At 72.0% G+C, this 15,044-nt stretch carries 15 protein-coding genes; 8 read left to right on the plus strand and 7 right to left on the minus strand.

All coding sequences use genetic code 11. The features are described from left to right. Positions 1-148: 148 nt before the first annotated feature. On the plus strand, positions 149-739 hold the full coding sequence (locus tag ACBJ59_RS17480; protein WP_364115335.1) for a TetR/AcrR family transcriptional regulator: 591 nt from the start codon (positions 149-151) through the stop codon (positions 737-739). Here the strand turns inward: ACBJ59_RS17480 and ACBJ59_RS17485 are convergent. From ACBJ59_RS17485 to ACBJ59_RS17495, 3 genes are read right to left on the minus strand one after another with little or no spacing between them, the layout of a single operon-like run. After that, positions 710-1,762 (minus strand): acyl-CoA dehydrogenase family protein, encoded by a 1,053-nt coding sequence (locus ACBJ59_RS17485; RefSeq protein ID WP_375111267.1) that lies wholly within the window; start codon positions 1,760-1,762, stop codon positions 710-712. The genes ACBJ59_RS17480 and ACBJ59_RS17485 overlap by 30 nt on opposite strands. Further along, positions 1,759-2,922: an acyl-CoA dehydrogenase family protein gene (locus ACBJ59_RS17490; protein WP_375111268.1), complete on the minus strand. Its 1,164-nt coding sequence runs from the start codon at positions 2,920-2,922 to the stop codon at positions 1,759-1,761. The genes ACBJ59_RS17485 and ACBJ59_RS17490 overlap by 4 nt, the downstream gene beginning before the upstream one ends. Next, positions 2,919-4,121, minus strand: a complete 1,203-nt coding sequence (locus tag ACBJ59_RS17495) for an acyl-CoA dehydrogenase family protein (RefSeq protein ID WP_375111269.1) — start codon at positions 4,119-4,121, stop codon at positions 2,919-2,921. Before ACBJ59_RS17495 ends, ACBJ59_RS17490 begins: the two co-directional genes overlap by 4 nt. Positions 4,122-4,247: 126 nt before the next feature. On the opposite strand from ACBJ59_RS17495, the gene ACBJ59_RS17500 reads away from it, so the two are divergent. From ACBJ59_RS17500 to ACBJ59_RS17510, 3 genes are read left to right on the plus strand one after another with little or no spacing between them, the layout of a single operon-like run. After that, positions 4,248-4,838: a GNAT family N-acetyltransferase gene (locus ACBJ59_RS17500; protein WP_375111270.1), complete on the plus strand. Its 591-nt coding sequence runs from the start codon at positions 4,248-4,250 to the stop codon at positions 4,836-4,838. Positions 4,839-4,859: 21 nt separating this feature from the next. Then, positions 4,860-7,250: a hypothetical protein gene (locus tag ACBJ59_RS17505; protein ID WP_375111271.1), complete on the plus strand. Its 2,391-nt coding sequence runs from the start codon at positions 4,860-4,862 to the stop codon at positions 7,248-7,250. 22 nt (positions 7,251-7,272) lie between these two features. After that, positions 7,273-7,890, plus strand: coding sequence for a VOC family protein (locus ACBJ59_RS17510; RefSeq protein ID WP_375111272.1), 618 nt, complete (start codon positions 7,273-7,275; stop codon positions 7,888-7,890). A gap of 94 nt (positions 7,891-7,984) precedes the next feature. On the opposite strand, the gene ACBJ59_RS17515 is transcribed toward ACBJ59_RS17510, so the two are convergent. Beyond that, positions 7,985-8,587: a TetR/AcrR family transcriptional regulator gene (locus ACBJ59_RS17515; RefSeq protein ID WP_375111273.1), complete on the minus strand. Its 603-nt coding sequence runs from the start codon at positions 8,585-8,587 to the stop codon at positions 7,985-7,987. Positions 8,588-8,671: 84 nt separating this feature from the next. Between ACBJ59_RS17515 and ACBJ59_RS17520 the strand changes: the two genes are divergently transcribed. After that, positions 8,672-9,808 carry an FAD-dependent monooxygenase gene (locus tag ACBJ59_RS17520; RefSeq protein ID WP_375111274.1) on the plus strand — a complete coding sequence of 379 codons (1,137 nt, stop codon included), beginning with the start codon at positions 8,672-8,674 and terminating at the stop codon, positions 9,806-9,808. Here ACBJ59_RS17520 and ACBJ59_RS17525 read toward each other — a convergent pair. From ACBJ59_RS17525 to ACBJ59_RS17535, 3 genes are all read right to left on the minus strand, one after another. Further along, the gene (locus ACBJ59_RS17525) at positions 9,735-10,700 is read right to left on the minus strand and encodes a DMT family transporter (protein ID WP_375111275.1); all 966 of its coding nucleotides are present in this window, start codon (positions 10,698-10,700) and stop codon (positions 9,735-9,737) included. The two genes, ACBJ59_RS17520 and ACBJ59_RS17525, sit on opposite strands and share 74 nt — an antisense overlap. Positions 10,701-10,877: 177 nt before the next feature. After that, positions 10,878-11,252, minus strand: coding sequence for a VOC family protein (locus ACBJ59_RS17530; protein ID WP_375111276.1), 375 nt, complete (start codon positions 11,250-11,252; stop codon positions 10,878-10,880). 95 nt (positions 11,253-11,347) lie between these two features. After that, positions 11,348-11,692, minus strand: a complete 345-nt coding sequence (locus ACBJ59_RS17535; RefSeq protein WP_364115313.1) for a PRC-barrel domain containing protein — start codon at positions 11,690-11,692, stop codon at positions 11,348-11,350. Positions 11,693-11,841: 149 nt separating this feature from the next. Between ACBJ59_RS17535 and ACBJ59_RS17540 the strand changes: the two genes are divergently transcribed. From ACBJ59_RS17540 to ACBJ59_RS17550, 3 genes are all read left to right on the plus strand, one after another. Then, positions 11,842-12,921 (plus strand): acyltransferase family protein, encoded by a 1,080-nt coding sequence (locus tag ACBJ59_RS17540; RefSeq protein ID WP_375111277.1) that lies wholly within the window; start codon positions 11,842-11,844, stop codon positions 12,919-12,921. Positions 12,922-13,011: 90 nt separating this feature from the next. Beyond that, positions 13,012-13,827: an SAM-dependent methyltransferase gene (locus ACBJ59_RS17545; protein WP_375111278.1), complete on the plus strand. Its 816-nt coding sequence runs from the start codon at positions 13,012-13,014 to the stop codon at positions 13,825-13,827. 178 nt (positions 13,828-14,005) lie between these two features. Next, positions 14,006-14,941, plus strand: a complete 936-nt coding sequence (locus ACBJ59_RS17550) for a DMT family transporter (RefSeq protein ID WP_375111279.1) — start codon at positions 14,006-14,008, stop codon at positions 14,939-14,941. Positions 14,942-15,044: the final 103 nt, after the last annotated feature.

A 15,044-nucleotide genomic window follows, 5' to 3' on the forward strand; every position in this document is an offset into this window, starting at 1 on the left:
TTGTGCAGGATCTGCCACGCCGAAGATCCCTCGCCGATCAAGAGATACCCGCTCTTCAACCAAGGCGAGCCTAAGGTGACGGAATTAGTACCCGCAAGCCCATCAACCGACCAGTCGGTATGCTAAGGCGGTGACCAAGGGGGACCATGTGAAAGAGGAACCGGTCAGGCAGCGACTGCTGGCCGAGGCGACGCGGCTGTTCGCAGAGCGTGGCTTCGAGAGCACCTCGGTGCAGGAGGTCGTGATGGCCGCCGGCGTCACCAAGGGCGCCATGTACCACTACTTCGACTCCAAGGACGATCTGCTCCACGAGATCTACGCCCGGGTGCTGCGCATGCAGATGGACCGGCTGGCGCAGATCGCCGACGGCCCGGGCACGCTGCGGCAGCGCCTGCACCGGGCGGCGGCCGACGTCGTGGAGACCACGGCCGCGAACCTCGACGACTCGAAGATCTTCTTCCGGTCGATCCACCTGCTCGCTCCCGAGACGCAGAAGACCGTGCGCGCCGAGCGCCGCCGCTACCACGAGCGCTTCCGCGCGCTCGTGGCCGAGGGGCAACGCTCGGGCATCTTCAGCGACCGCGTCCCCGCGGAGCTGGTCGTCGACTACTTCTTCGGCTCGGTGCACCACCTGGGCACGTGGTTCCACGCGGACGGCCCGCTGACCGGCGCCCAGGTGGGCAGGCACTTCGCCGACCTGCTGCTCGCCTCACTCGGGGCCGGGGACTCCGACGAGTGAGGCCAGCGCCTCCCGGTGGTCGCCGGGCGTGCCCAGCGCGATCTCGGTGGCCTTGGCGCGCTTGAGATAGAGATGTACGGGGTGCTCCCACGTCATCCCGATCCCGCCGTGGAGCTGCAGGGCCTCCTCGGCCGCGTGCACGGCCACCCCGGCGTTCCACGACTGGGCCACGGCCACGGAGACCGACGAGCTGTCGGCGACCGCGTTCCGCGCGGCGGCCCGAGCCCTGACCACGTCCAGCCACAGGTCGGCCAGCCGGTGCTTGATCGCCTGGAACGAGCCGACCGGCCGGGCGAACTGGTGGCGCTCCTTGACGTAGGCCAGCGTCGTGTCGAGACACCACTCGGCCACCCCGAGCTGCTCGGAGGCCAGCAGCCCGGCCCCGAACCGCAACACCCCGGCCAGGTCGCACGCGCCCACGCGGCGGGCCGGCGTACGCGCGAACGTGACGGTGGCCACCGGCCTGGTCAGGTCGAGCGAGGGCACGACCTCGACCGAGGCGCCCTCCACCGCGTACAGGTCGCCGGCCACCGGCACCAGCAGCACGTCGGCCACCTCGGCGCCGGCCACACCGGTGAGGGTGCCGGACAGCCGCCCCTGGTCGTCCACGCTCACGGACGAGCCCCGGTCCGGCCGGTAGGGCGACGCGGCGAACGACACGGCGAGCGCGGCCGTGCTGCGCCCCTCGGCCAGCTCGCCGAGCAGCGCGTCGCGGGTCGGCAGCAGCGCCTGCGTGGCCAGCACCGAGCTGGTGAAGAACGGCACCGGCGCCACCGCCCGGCCCAGCTCCTCCAGCACCACGGCCACCTCGCTGGCCGACGCCCCGGCCCCGCCCAGCTCCTCGGGGACGAGCAGCCCGGCCACCCCGATCTCGCCGGCCAGCGTCTTCCACAGGTCCAGGTCGTACACGGAGTTCACGGACTCGATCCGCTTCAGCACCGCGGCGGGCGGGCAGCGGTCGGCGAGCAGCCCGCGCACGGCGGACCTGAGCTCCTCCTCGACCTCGGAATAGAGCAGCGTCATCGCGGCAGGTCCTTCCAGGGCACGTCCTTGTCGACACGGGGTTCAGAGGGCAGGCCGAGCACCCGTTCGGAGATGATGTTGCGCAGGATCTCGGAGGTGCCGCCCTCGATGGAGTTGCCCTTGGCCCGCAGATAGCGATAGCCGGGGCCGCGACCGTAGAAGTCGACGTTCTCCGAGCGGCGGAACGTCCAGTCGTCGTAGCCGAGATCCCGCCGGAACTCGACGTCGAAGCCCGTCAGCGCCTGGTTGAGCCGGGCGAACGACAACTTCATCCCCGAGCCCTCCGGCCCCGGCTGCCCGGCGACGAGCTGCTCGCGCAGGCGCGCCCCGGACAGGCGGGTCACCTCGGCCTCCACCCACAGCGACAGCAGCCGCTGGTGCAGGTCGTGGGTGCGCAGCTCGGGCTGCTCCCGCCAGGCCGCGAGCGCGGCCGCCACCGCGCCACCACCCCGCCGCGTCGGCGCGCCGCCGATCGCGACCCGCTCGTTCATCAGCGTGGTCTGCGCGACCCGCCAGCCGTCGCCCACCTCACCGAGCCGCAGGTCGTCGGAGAGCCGCACGCCGGTCAGGAACACCTCGTTGAACTCCGCCTCACCGGTGATCTGCCGCAACGGCCGCACCTCCACGCCGGGCGCGTGCATGTCACAGATGAAGTACGTCATCCCCCGGTGTTTCGGCACGTCCGGGTCGGTACGGGTGACCAGGATGGCCCACCTGGAGTGGTGGGCGCCGGACGTCCACACCTTCTGGCCGTCCACCACCCACTCGTCACCGTCCCTGACCGCCCGGGTCGCCAGCGTGGCCAGGTCGGACCCGGCGCCGGGCTCGCTGAAGAGCTGGCACCAGATCTCCTCACCGGTCCACAGCGGCCGCAGGAACCGGCGCTTCTGCTCCTCCGTGCCGAACGCCAGGATCGTCGGCGCCGCCATCCCCAGGCCGATGCCCTGGACCCCGCCGTTGATCTGCGGCGTGTCCGCCAGCTCCCGCTCGACGACCTGCTGCAGCTCCCTGGAGGTGCCGAGGCCGCCGAGCCCCTCGGGGAACCACACCCAGGCCAGCCCGGCATCGAACCTGGCCCGCAGGAACTCCAGCCGGTCCCCGCTCGGATCGTGCTCGCCGAGGAACGCCGCCACGCGCTCCTTGATCTCCGCTTCGTTCACATGTACCTCTTCAACTCGCGATAGGCCAGGGACCGCTTGTGCACCTCGTCGGGGCCGTCCGCCAGGCGCAGCGAGCGGGCCCCCGCCCAGAGCGCGGCCAGCGGGAAGTCCTGGGAGACACCGCCGGCGCCGTGCACCTGGACGGCCTTGTCGAGGATCCACTCCACGGTGATCGGAGTGGAGATCTTGATGGCCTGGATCTCGGTGTGGGCGCCCTGGTTGCCCACCGTGTCCATGAGCCAGGCGGTCTTGAGCACGAGCAGGCGGGCCTGCTCGATCTTGATGCGGGACTCGGCGATCCAGTCCTGGATCACGCCCTGCTGGGCGACGGGCTTGCCGAACGTGGTCCTGGCCAGGGCCCGGCGGCACATCAGCTCGACCGCGCGCTCGGCCATGCCGATCAGGCGCATGCAGTGGTGGATGCGGCCGGGGCCGAGCCTGGCCTGCGCGATGGCGAAGCCGCCGCCGTCCTCGCCGATGAGGTTCTCCGCCGGCACGCGTACGTCCTCGAACACGATCTCGGCGTGCCCGCCGTGGTCGGCGTCGGTGTAGCCGAACACGTGCATGCCGCGCTTGATGTGCAGGCCGGGGGTGTCGCGGGGGACGAGGATCATGCTCTGCTGGCGGTGCTTGGGCGCGTCGGGGTTCGTCTTGCCCATGACGATGAAGATCTTGCAGTTGGGGTTCATCGCGCCGGAGATGAACCACTTGCGGCCGTTGATGACGTACTCGTCGCCGTCGCGGACGATGGAGGTCGCGATGTTCGTGGCGTCGGAGGAGGCCACGTCGGGCTCGGTCATCGCGAACGCCGAGCGGATCTCCCCGTCGAGCAGCGGCCGCAGCCACTCCTTGCGCTGCCACTCGCTGCCGAACATGGACAGCACTTCCATGTTGCCCGTGTCGGGTGCCGCGCAGTTGGTGGCCGTGGGGGCGATGGCCGGACTCCGGCCCATGATCTCGGCCAGGGGTGCGTACTGGAGGTTGGTCAGCCCCGCGCCGTGGTCGCCGGGCAGGAACAGGTTCCACAGGCCGCGCTGCCTGGCCTCGTCCTTCAGGTCCTCCAGCAGCGGCGGCGGGCTCCATCCGCTTGCCGCGGCCTGTTCCTCGAAAGCGGGCTCGGCGGGGTAGACGCAGTCGTCCATGAAGCGGAGCAGTCGCTCCCGCAGGTCCTCGGTGACTTTGTCGAAGGCGAAGTCCATGCCGAGAGCCTACCGACCGGCCGGTATGAGTGTCGACAGGTGGTTCCCCGTAAAGACAGGTGGTTCCCCGTAAAAGGGTGCAGGTGGCCATGAACGTGACCCGAGTGGCCTCATAGGGTTGCCGCCATGACCGCGAAGCTGCCCTTTCCCGTGGTGCTCGAGAACGACGTCGTCCGGCTCGAGCCGCTCACCATGGACCACGTGCCCGACCTGTTCGCCGCCGGCGGCGGGGACGAGGACGTCTGGCGCTGGCTGCCCAGCGCCGCCCCGCGTTCGGAGCAGGAGCTGGGGAAGGTCGCCCGAGGGCTGATCGACGACTCCGTGCACGTGCCGTTCGCGGTGGTGCTGAAGGACAGCGGGCGGGCGGTCGGCTGGACCACGTACGCCGACGTGCCCGGCTTCGAGGCCAGCGTGGAGATCGGCTGGACCTGGTACGGCCGGGCGGTCTGGCGCACAGCCGTGAACACGAGCTGCAAGCTGCTGCTCATCGACCACGCCTTCTCGCTCGGCTACAACCGGGTGCTGCTCAAGACGGACAATCTCAACCTCAGGTCGCAGAACGCCATCAAGCGCATCGGCGGCCTGCACGAGGGCACGCTGCGCCGCCACCGCAAGAGGCCGGACGGCACCTGGCGCGACACCGTCTATTTCGGCATCCTCGAAGAGGAGTGGCCGGAGCACCGTAGCCGGTTGGGGGGCCGCTCGAACCTTTCCTAGAAGGGCGGAGTCTCATCCCGCATGACTGATCGGCTGGGGGGCTACTGGCTCGGCGCCCGGCTCGACGGCGGCGGGCAGGTCGTCGTGCGCGAGGCGTACGACGAGTCCGGCACCCGCCACGCGCTGGGCGTGCCGTGCCTGCTGGACGACGGGGCCAGGGCCCGGCTCGCCGCCTCTGCCGCGGCCGCCGGGCACGTCCGCTCGCTGTCGGTCGCCAAGCTGACCGAGGCGTGCCTGGACGGCGACCCTCCCTACCTGGTCAGCGAGTACATCGAGGGCCCGACCCTGCGCCAGGTCGTGGACCGGCACGGCCCGTACACCGGCGACGACCTCTACCGGCTGGCCGCCGCCACCGCCACCGCGCTGGCGGCGGTGCACGAGGCGGGCGCGGCGCACGGGGCGCTCACGCCGGACAAGGTCGTCCTGGGGTCCGAGGGGCCCCGGCTGGTCGGGCTGGGGCTGGCGGGCGGGGGTGGCGGGCCGCCGGACGACGTACACGCCTGGGGGCGGCTGCTGGTCTTCGCCGCCTACGGCGACGACGAACGATTAGGCGGCGGCGAGCGGCTGGACCGCCCGTTACGCGGGCTCGTGGCCGCCGCCCTCGACCGCGATCCCGACCGCCGCCCGAACGCCCGCCAGCTCCTGATGTCCCTGCTCGACGCGCCCCAGTCCCAGCAGGGCCGGCTGCTTCCCCCCGAACCCGTCGACGACCCGCCGCTCGGAGCCCGCGCCGAGGCCGTCTACCTGAAGCTCAGCCCGGCGGAGCAGGACGTGGTGCCGGAGGTGTTCCTGCGGCTGGTGGGCCTCGACTCCGACGGCGCCGACACCGTCGTGAGCGCCTCCAGGGACGAGCTGGTCGCCGGGCGGGGCGCCGACGTGGTGGCCGCGATCGACGGGGTGCTGGCGGCGTACCGGGAGGCGGGGCTCCTGAGCGACCGGGCCGCACCCGCCATCGCGCACGCGGCGTTGTTGCGGGCCTGGCCGCGGCTGCACGAGTGGCTGGACGGCGAGCGCGAAGGGCTGGCCGTGCACCGGGAGCTGGTGGCGGCGGCGCGGCGGTGGGAGGCGGGCGGACGGCCGGAGGGGCGGCTCTTCCGGGGGGAGCCGCTGGACCGGGCGCTGGCGTGGGCGGCCGGCGGGCGGCGGCGGGTGACGTTGAACGCGGGCGAGCAGCGGTTCCTCGACGCGGGGATCGCCACGGTGCGGCGGCGGGCGCGCCGGCGGCGTACCGCCATGGCGGGGCTGCTGTCGGTGGCGATGGTGGCCGCGCTGCTCGCGCTGTGGCAGCGCGGCGTCGCCGACGGGCGGCTGGACGAGGCGATGGCCAGGGTGGCGGCGTCCCGGGCGGAGGTGCTGCGACCGGCCGACCCGGTGACCGCGCGCAAGCTGAGCCTGGCCGCGTGGCGGCTGGCGCCGATCCCCGAGACCCGGCGGGCGCTGGCGGTCCAGGACGCGGCGGTGGGGGTGTTCGCCGACCCGCACGCGGGGCCGCGCACGCTGCACGCCGTCACCGACGACGGGTCCGTGCTCGCCGCCCTGGAGGAGGGCACGCTGCGCCTGTACGACCTCGCGTCGGGCCGGACGCTCACCACCACGGCGGGGCCGGTGCAGAGCGTGCGCGCGATGGCCTGGTCACCCGACGGACGCACGCTGGCACTGGTCGGGGTCGACCGGTCCTACCTGTACGACCTGCGCACCCGTACCCTGGGCCGCCCCTTCGGCCGGGGACTCGGCGCGCCCGGGGAGCAGTCGGCGTGGTTCAGCCCGGGCGGCGGCCTGCTGTTCGCGGCCGCCCGGCAGTCGGGCGAGCGGTGGGCCTGGGACCTGCGGGCGGGGCGGGCCGCGTACGTGGGCGAGTACGCCGTGGTCGGCCCGGGCGACCGGGTGGCGCTGGTGTTCGACGGGAAACGGTCGGAGATCAGGCGGGCCGGCCGGTCGTCGCCCGCGCCCTGGCTGGACCGGATGCCGTGGGAGTACACGACGTTCGCGCCCGACGGGGAGCGGGTGGCCATCGCCGAGGAGACCGGCATCCAGGTCTACGGCCTCGACGGCGTCCCGGCCCGCTACACCAGGCTGCGCCCCTCCCCCGGCCACCTGCGCTTCAGCCCGGACGGGCGGCTGCTGGTCAGCACCGACAGCGACCGCGTGCGGGTCTGGCGGCTGGCGGAGGGGACGCTGCTGGCCGACCGGCAGGTCCCGGCGTCCGCCGACCGGCCGGCGCAGGCGGCGCTGTCCGGGGACGGCCGGTGGCTGCGCGTGCTGGCCGGACGGGGCACGGTCCTCACCATCGACCTGGCGCGGCCGGCCGCTCCCGCCGACCCGGGCGCGTGGGTGTGCGAGCACTACGGGCCGCTCTCGCCGGAGGAGTGGCGCGAGCACCTGCCGGAGGTGCCCTATCGCGAGGCGTGCTGACGCGCCCGGCACAATGCACGGCATGACTGTGGACCATCTCGTCTATGCCACCCCCGATCTGCGGCAGACCGTGGCCGACCTGGAGCGGCTGCTGGGCGTGCGAGCCGCCGTGGGCGGGCGCCACCTGGGCCTGGGCACCCGTAACCACCTGCTCGCGCTGGGCGGCCGGAGCTATCTGGAGATCGTCGGGCCCGATCCCGAGCAGGAGGCGCCGGCCGGGCCCCGGTGGTTCCGGATCGACTCGCTGGCGGCGCCGGCGCTGGTGAACTGGGCGGTGGCGGTGACGGGCATCGACGCGGTGACCGCCCGCGCGCGGGAGCGAGGCTACGACCCCGGCGACCCGGCGGACATGTCGCGGCGCACGGCCTCCGGCGACCTGCTGAGCTGGCGGCTCACCCCGCCGCAGCGGGCCGGCCACGAGGGGCTGGTGCCGTTCCTGATCGACTGGGGCGCCACGCGGCACCCGGCGGAGAGCGGGCTGCCGGCGGTCGAGCTGGTGTCGCTGCGCGGCGCGCACCCCGACCCCGGGGCGGTGCGGCGGGACCTGGCGGCCGTGGACGTACGGCTCGACCTCGACGAGGCCTCCCGGCCGGGCCTGACCGCCGTGTTGTCCGGGCGGTACGGTCCCGTGACGCTCTGACCGGCTCGGGACAAGTCCCGGAGGGCGAGATGCGCTGCCGTGGCCCAGGGTCGCCGCTCAGGATGCGGAAGGTCATGGACGCGGTGGCCGAGCTTCAGGTCGCGACGGGCGACGATCCTGCTGGTGGGTCCCCTTGTCGCGCGGGGCCGCCGAGCATGCCGGTCAGGAGTTCGTTCAGGGCGTCCTTGAGGTCCTGGAGGGTGGGGACGGTGCCGGCGCCGGCGATGGCGTCGAACATCAGTCCCTCGCCGAACGCCACCAGGTTGCGCGCGTGCCGGACCGGGTCCGGGGAGCCGAGGGCCGTCAGGATGGCGACGGCCGGGTCGCGGAAGCGCCGTCCGGCCTGGTCGTAGATCTCGCGCAGCTCGGGCCGGCGGGTCGCCTCCAGGGCCAGCTCGTAGCGGGCCAGGGTGCGGCGGCGGTCGGAGAGCTGGGTGTGCAGCGCCTCCGCCATGCGCGCGGGCAGGGCCGCCAGGTCGTACGGCCCCCCGTACGCACCGGACAGGGCGCGCATCTCCAGGTCGGTGAGCCGTGACAGGGTCAGCTCCAGCAGCGCCGCCCGGGTGCGGGCCAGGTTGGAGGTGGAGCCGGGCGGCAGGTCGGCGGCCTCGTCCACGGCCCGGTGGGTCAGGCCGCGCATGCCGCGCTCGGCCAGCAGGGTGATGGCCGTGTCGGCGACCAGGTCAGCGCGCTTCACGGAGCCTGATACTACAGCGGTAGTGAGACCTCACTACAGGCGTAGTAGGGTGGCACTACAGACGTAGTTGAAGGGGAGGCGGCCATGGCCAGGGCTGTGGTGATCGGCGGGGGTGTCGGCGGGCTGACCGCCGGGGTGGCGCTGCGCCGCAAGGGGTGGGACGTCACCGTGCTGGAGCGCGTGCCGCAGATCGAGCCCGTCGGCTCGGGGCTGGCGATCGCCGCCAACGCGCTGAAGGCCCTCGACTCCCTCGACCTGGGCGACCGGATCCGCGGGCTCGCCACGGCGGAGGGGCCCTTCGGGTTGCGCCGGTCGAACGGGAGCTGGCTCACGCACACCACGGAGGCAGCGGCGGGCGACAGGTACGGCGACTCGGTGGTGGTCATGCTGCGGGCCACGCTCATGGAGGTGCTCATGGACGCCCTCGGCCGGGACCGCCTGCGCCTGGACACGGCCGTGTCCGGGGTGGACGCCGAGAAGGGCGTGGTCCGCACGGCGGCCGGTGATCTGGACGCCGACCTGGTCGTGGCGGCCGACGGCATCCATTCGGCCACCCGGCGCGCGTTGTTCCCGGAGCATCCCGGGCCCGCGTACTCGGGGGTGACGGCGTGGCGCGCCCTCGTCCCGCGCGGCGGCCTGGCGATCCCCCGGTCGGAGAGCTGGGGCCGCGGCACGGTGTTCGGCATCCACCCGCTGGCCGGCGACGTCGTCTACGTCTACGCCACCGACGTGCTGCCCGCCGGGACCGTGTACGCGGACGAGCGCGCGGAGCTGCTGCGCAGGTTCGGGGACTGGCACGAGCCCATCCCGGCGCTGCTGGCGGCGGCCGACCCGGCCAGGATCATCCGGAACGACATCTACTCCTACGCCGAGCCGCTGCCCGCCTACCACCAGGGCCGGGTGGCGCTGGTCGGCGACGCGGCCCACGCGATGACGCCGAACCTCGGGCAGGGCGCCTGCCAGGCGATCGAGGACGGGGTCGTGCTGGCGCACCTGGCCGGCGGCGACCTGGCCGCCTACAGCGCCGCCCGCAGGGAGCGGACCATGAAGATCGTGCGGCGGTCGATGACGCTGTGCCGGATGACCATGCTGCGCAACCCGCTGGCGGTGCGGCTGCGCGATCTCGGCCTGTCGGCCGCGGCCCGGCTCAGCCCAGATCTGATGTTGCGGTCGATGGACGAGATGTTGCGGTGGCGTCCACCGGCGGAGCCTGGACGGTGACCGTGCGCTCCACCGCCACGGGCGCCGGGGCGGGAGCGGGGGCGATGGCGGGGGCGGGGGTCGCCGGTTTGGCGTGGTGATCGGGGGCCAGGCGGCCCAGCGTGATCGTGCCGGCGATGGTCAGCGCACCGGCCATCAGGGCCGGCACGGCCGTCGAGGGAGAGGTGGGCAGCGGCTCGCCGAGCAGGATCGCCCCGGCCATCACGGAGGTGATGGGGTCGATGACCTGTACGCCGGCGTAGGCGATGCCGAAGTAGCCCACCGCGTACGAGCGCTGCAGCAGCACCACCGCGCAGACCAGCAGCACGGGCACGGCCAGGGTGAACCAGTGGAGCAGCCGCCCCCAGTCCCCCTCCATCCCGCCGCCCACCACGCGCACGAACGTGGACACGCTCGCGGTCACGGCGCCCGCCCCCACGGAGAGCAGCAGCGCCTTGGACGCGCCGTGGACCCGGCTGGCGAGCACCTGCGTGACCAGCGTGACCACCGCGATCACGGCCACGAACCCGAGCGCGGCGCCATCGCTCAGCCTGGGCGTCACGTTGTGCGTGGGCACCAGCAGCATGAGCCAGAGCAGGCCGACCGCCACGGCGATCGAGCCGAGGATCTCCGCGCGGTACGGCTTGCGGCCGTACATGAACGCGGCCAGCGGCACCGCGAACACGAGCGTGGCGACGCTGATCGGCTGCACGGCGACCAGCGGCGCGAAGCTCAGGGCCACGGCGTGCAGGCAGGCGCCGGTGAAGGAGATGATGCCGCCGACCCACCAGCGAGGGCGTTTCACGAGGCTCAGCGAAGCGCCCTCGGCCACCACCTCGTACTGCTGCAGCGCGGCGCCGAACGCGTATCCCAGCGCCCCTGCCAGGGCGATGAGCATGCCGACCCACGTCATCGCGGCCCACGCAGGAGCAGGGATCCTTTCAGGAGCATTGCTCCAGCTTAAGAGCCCAGCGAAGCCCCAGAGTCATCCTTTAGGCTGATAAATGGCCTTAAGGCCGCTCTGACCAGCACGGACATGTGGCGCATCCTTGATGCCGAGCTGAGGTACCGGACCGATCGGTTACCGCGATCACGACTGCTCGGGGCAGACGCAGAACAGGTGCCCCTGCGGGTCCCGCAGCACGATCCAGCGGGTGCCCTCGTCCGTGACGCCGGGCTGGAACTCCGGCCTGGTGGCCCCCAGCGCGACGTACTCCTTCGCCGCCTTCTCGATGTCCGGCACCCGGAAGTCGAGGTGGAACTGCTTGTCGGGGCTCGGCCACACGACCGGCTCGCGCTCCGCGACGCGGCCGAAGTAGATGCTCGTGGTGCCGTCGGTGATGGCGGCGTACTCGTCCTCGGCGTACGTGATCTCCATCCCGGTGACCTCGGAGTAGAACGTGGCCAGCGCCCGGGGGTCGGAGCAGTCGATGGTGAAGGCCAGCAGCTTCGCTTTCGTTGTCATGCCGTCGAGCCTGCCAGGCATACCTGCCATCTTCTGTCAGGAACGCAAGAAGGGCCGCGCCCGATCGGCGCGGCCCTCCTCTTGCGACACGTGAGTCACCCGGGGAAGCGGCCGTAATAGTCCCCCAGCCGCGTACGGTACTCGGGCTCCTTGAACGTGCCCTCGTCGAATTCGGGCGCGTCCTTGATCTCGGCCTTGGTACGGGCCACGAACACGTTGCGTTCCTGGGGATCGATGTTCGTGATCACCTGGGCCGGGAGCATGACCTTCTTACCGAAGATCCAAGGACCGGTGTCGACGATCACGTAGCTCTCGCCGACCTCGTACGTCGCCTCATCGACGGACCCGATCTTCCCGTCGGTCGCCTGGACGTGGTAGCCCACGAGGTCCAGGGCGTGCCCGCGGTCATAGACGTCAGGACGATAGTTCCAGAGCTCCATCGGGCTCTTCCTCTCTCTTCCGTCTTTTCTCGGGCAAGCCATCAACTACCCGTGGATTTTCGTGTAAACCCGTAACAATGCGTTTGACGATCCTTAACCATCCTTCAAGCTGATGCCGCCACCCTCTTGACTACGGAAGGGAGCAAGCCATGCGAACCAGGGCAGAACGGTTATACGAGATCGACGGGCTGCGCCTGCTGGCGGCACTGTGCGTGGTGCTGTACCACTACGTCTTCTCCGGCTGGGCCGGCGGGAAGACCACCGTGACGTTCGTCACGGAGAGCGCGTGGGCCAAGTACGGCTATCTCGGCGTGGACCTGTTCTTCCTGATCAGTGGCTTCGTGGTGCTGATGAGCGCCTGGGGCAGGACCCCCAGGCAGTTCGTGGTGTCGCGGATCGTCCGGCTCTATCCCGCGTACTGGGTGGGCATCGCGGTCACCGCCGTGGTGACCGTGGCGCTGGGGCAGGGCCTGTTCCAGGTGTCGTTGCCGCAGGTGCTGGCCAATCTGACGATGTTCCAGGCCATACCGAACATCGAGAACGTGGACGTCGTCTACTGGACGTTGTGGGCCGAGATGCGGTTCTACCTGCTCATACTGGTCTTCACCTGGATCGGGATGACACGGGGCCGGATCATGGCCGGCCTGTGGGGCTGGCTGGCGCTGACGCTCCTGGTCGAGGTGGGAGTGCTGCCCGGGATCGCGGACCTGGTCGTCCAGTCCGAGTTCTCGCACTACTTCATCGCCGGGATGGCGCTGTTCATGCTCTACCGGTTCGGGCTGGACTGGCAGATCGCGCTGCTGGTGCCGATCTGCCTGGGCAACGCGGTCTACCGGGCCATCGGGTACGCCGAGGCGGTCGGCGAGCGGTATTCGGTGACGTACTCGCCGGTGGTCATCACCGCCGTGGTCGTGGTGATCTTCCTGATCATGACGTTCGTGGCGCTGCGGGTCACGAACGTGCTGGCCCGGCCGTGGCTGGTGACCGCGGGGGCGCTCACGTACCCGCTGTACCTGCTGCACGCGCACGTCGGGTTCATCCTGTTCGCCCGCCTGGAGGGCATGGTCAACAAGTACGTGCTGCTCGTGGGGGTGATCGCGGTCATGCTGGGGGCGGCGTACCTGGTGCACCGGTTCGTGGAGCGGCCGCTCGCGCCCTGGCTCAAGCGGCTGCTGTCGAAGCGGCAGCCCGCGCACGCCGCGCCGCCGGTGGGGAGCCCGACAGGCTGACGTGACTTTCCTGACAACCCCTCGCCAGGTCGGGCGTAGGAGCCCCAGGTCTGGATACGATCCGCGCACGGACTGCGAGAGGGAGGCCGGATGGGTCTCAGCGCCGAGCAGGAGTGGGCTCCCCCAGGGGTCGATCGGGAACGACCGAGTGTGGCCCGGGTGCACGATGCCCTCCTCGGCGGCGTGGAGAACTTCGCCTCCGACCGTTCCGTCGCGCGCAAGCTCAAGGCCGCGGTGCCGGAAGTCGTCGACCTCGTCTGGTGCAACCGCGCCTTCATCGGGCGGGTCGTCGACTACCTGATCCGCGAGACGGGCATCCGGCAGATCATCGACCTCGGCGCCGGGCTGCCCACGGTCGAGAACACCCATGAGGTCGCGCACTTCGCCGACCCCCGCTCCAGGGTCGTCTACGTGGACATCGACCCGATGGTGGAGCCGCACGCCAAGGCCATACTCAGCGGCAACCCGTACGCCGACGCCATCACCGCCGACGCGCGCGACGTGGACGCCGTGCTCGGCCACCCGTCCCTGCGCCGCCTGATCGACCTGTCGCAGCCCACCGCGATCCTGGCGGTCGGGCTGCTGCACCTGTTCTCCGACAAGGAGGACCCGCACGCGCTGATGCGGCGCTACATGGACGCGCTGGCGCCGGGCAGCCACCTGGCCGCCTCCAACTTCCTGGCCTCGGACAACCCCAAGGCCAAGGCGCTGGAGGTGATGCTGCAGGCCACCATGGGCACCGGCCACTTCCGTGACAGGGCCGCCATCGCGCGGTTCTTCGACGGGCTGGTGCTGGTGGAGCCGGGCGTGGTGCACTTCCCCGAATGGCATCCGGACGAGCGCATCCCCGGCCCGCTCACCTCCTGGGAAGAGGTGCTGCTGGGCGGGGTCGCGCGGAAACCGTGAGGCGGCCCCGGTCCGGCGCCCGATAGGGTGAGGCCCATGCCGCGACGTCTCATCTGCTCCCCGCCGCCGGCCCGCTAGCGGGCGGCCTTTCCTGAGATTCCGGGTCTGACCGATCCGGGGGTGGTTGCTGCCCGCACACCGGGCCCATTCCGACCACTCCATCCGGAGAACTCCTGTCATGACCCATGTCTCCGCCCGGCGGGGCGCCGTTTACGTGTCCGTGGCCGCGACCGCCTGGGGCACCGGCGGCGCCGCCGGATCCCTGCTCTTCGAGACGGGCGGGCTCGGCCCCGTCGGCGTGTCCCTGTGGCGCTACCTCCTCGGCGCCGCCTTCCTCCTGCTCCTCGCCAACGGCCGCACCGCGGCCCGCACCGCTGCCCGCACCGCTGCCCGCATCTCCGGCGGCGCCCGCGCGGCCGGAGGTCTCGGCGGGCACCTCAACGGGCGTGTCCTGGTCGTCGGCGCCGGGATGGCCGTCTACCAGACCGCCTACTTCGCCGCCATCGCCCACTCCGGCGTGGCCGTGGCCACCGTGGTGACGATGGGCGCCACCCCCGTCTTCACCGCCCTGGGCAGCCGCTTCCTGCTCCGCGAGCGTCTCGGCCGGGTCGCCCTCGTCGCGCTGGCCGTCGCGCTGGCCGGGCTCGTCCTGCTCACGGCCGAGACCGTTGCGCAGGCCCGCATGTCCTCCGTCGCCGGCATCGCCTTCGCCCTGGCCTCGGCCGCCGGGTACGCCGGGGTCACGCTCTACTCCCGGCGGCACCGGGACGGCGACCCGCAGGCCATGGCGATCGGCGGGTTCGTCGTCGGCGCGGCCTGCCTGGCGCCGTTCGCGCTGGCCGAAGGGGTGGTGCCGGAGGTGACCTGGACGTCCGTGGCACTGCTGGTCTACCTGGGCGCGGTGCCGACCGCGCTGGCGTACGGGCTGTTCTTCCGCGCGCTGACCGCCCTGCGGGCCACCACGGTGTCGATCATCTCGCTCGGCGAGGCCGTCGGCGCCGCGCTGCTCGGCGTGGTCCTGTTCGGCGAGCGGCTCACCCCGCTCGCCTGGTCGGGGTGCGTGCTGCTGCTCGCCGCCGTCGCGGTACTCGCCGCACGTGCCGAAGCGGCGTGATGTGACGGCGCGGGCGGCCGGATGAGTTAAGGTCCGGTACGGCGACGCTTGCCGAATCGTCGCTCCGCACCCCTCCTCTGGCAGCGGGAACGGTGTCGGCGAT

The sequence above is a fragment of the Nonomuraea sp. MTCD27 genome (genome assembly GCF_041950495.1).
In the GTDB taxonomy this organism is placed as follows: domain Bacteria; phylum Actinomycetota; class Actinomycetes; order Streptosporangiales; family Streptosporangiaceae; genus Nonomuraea.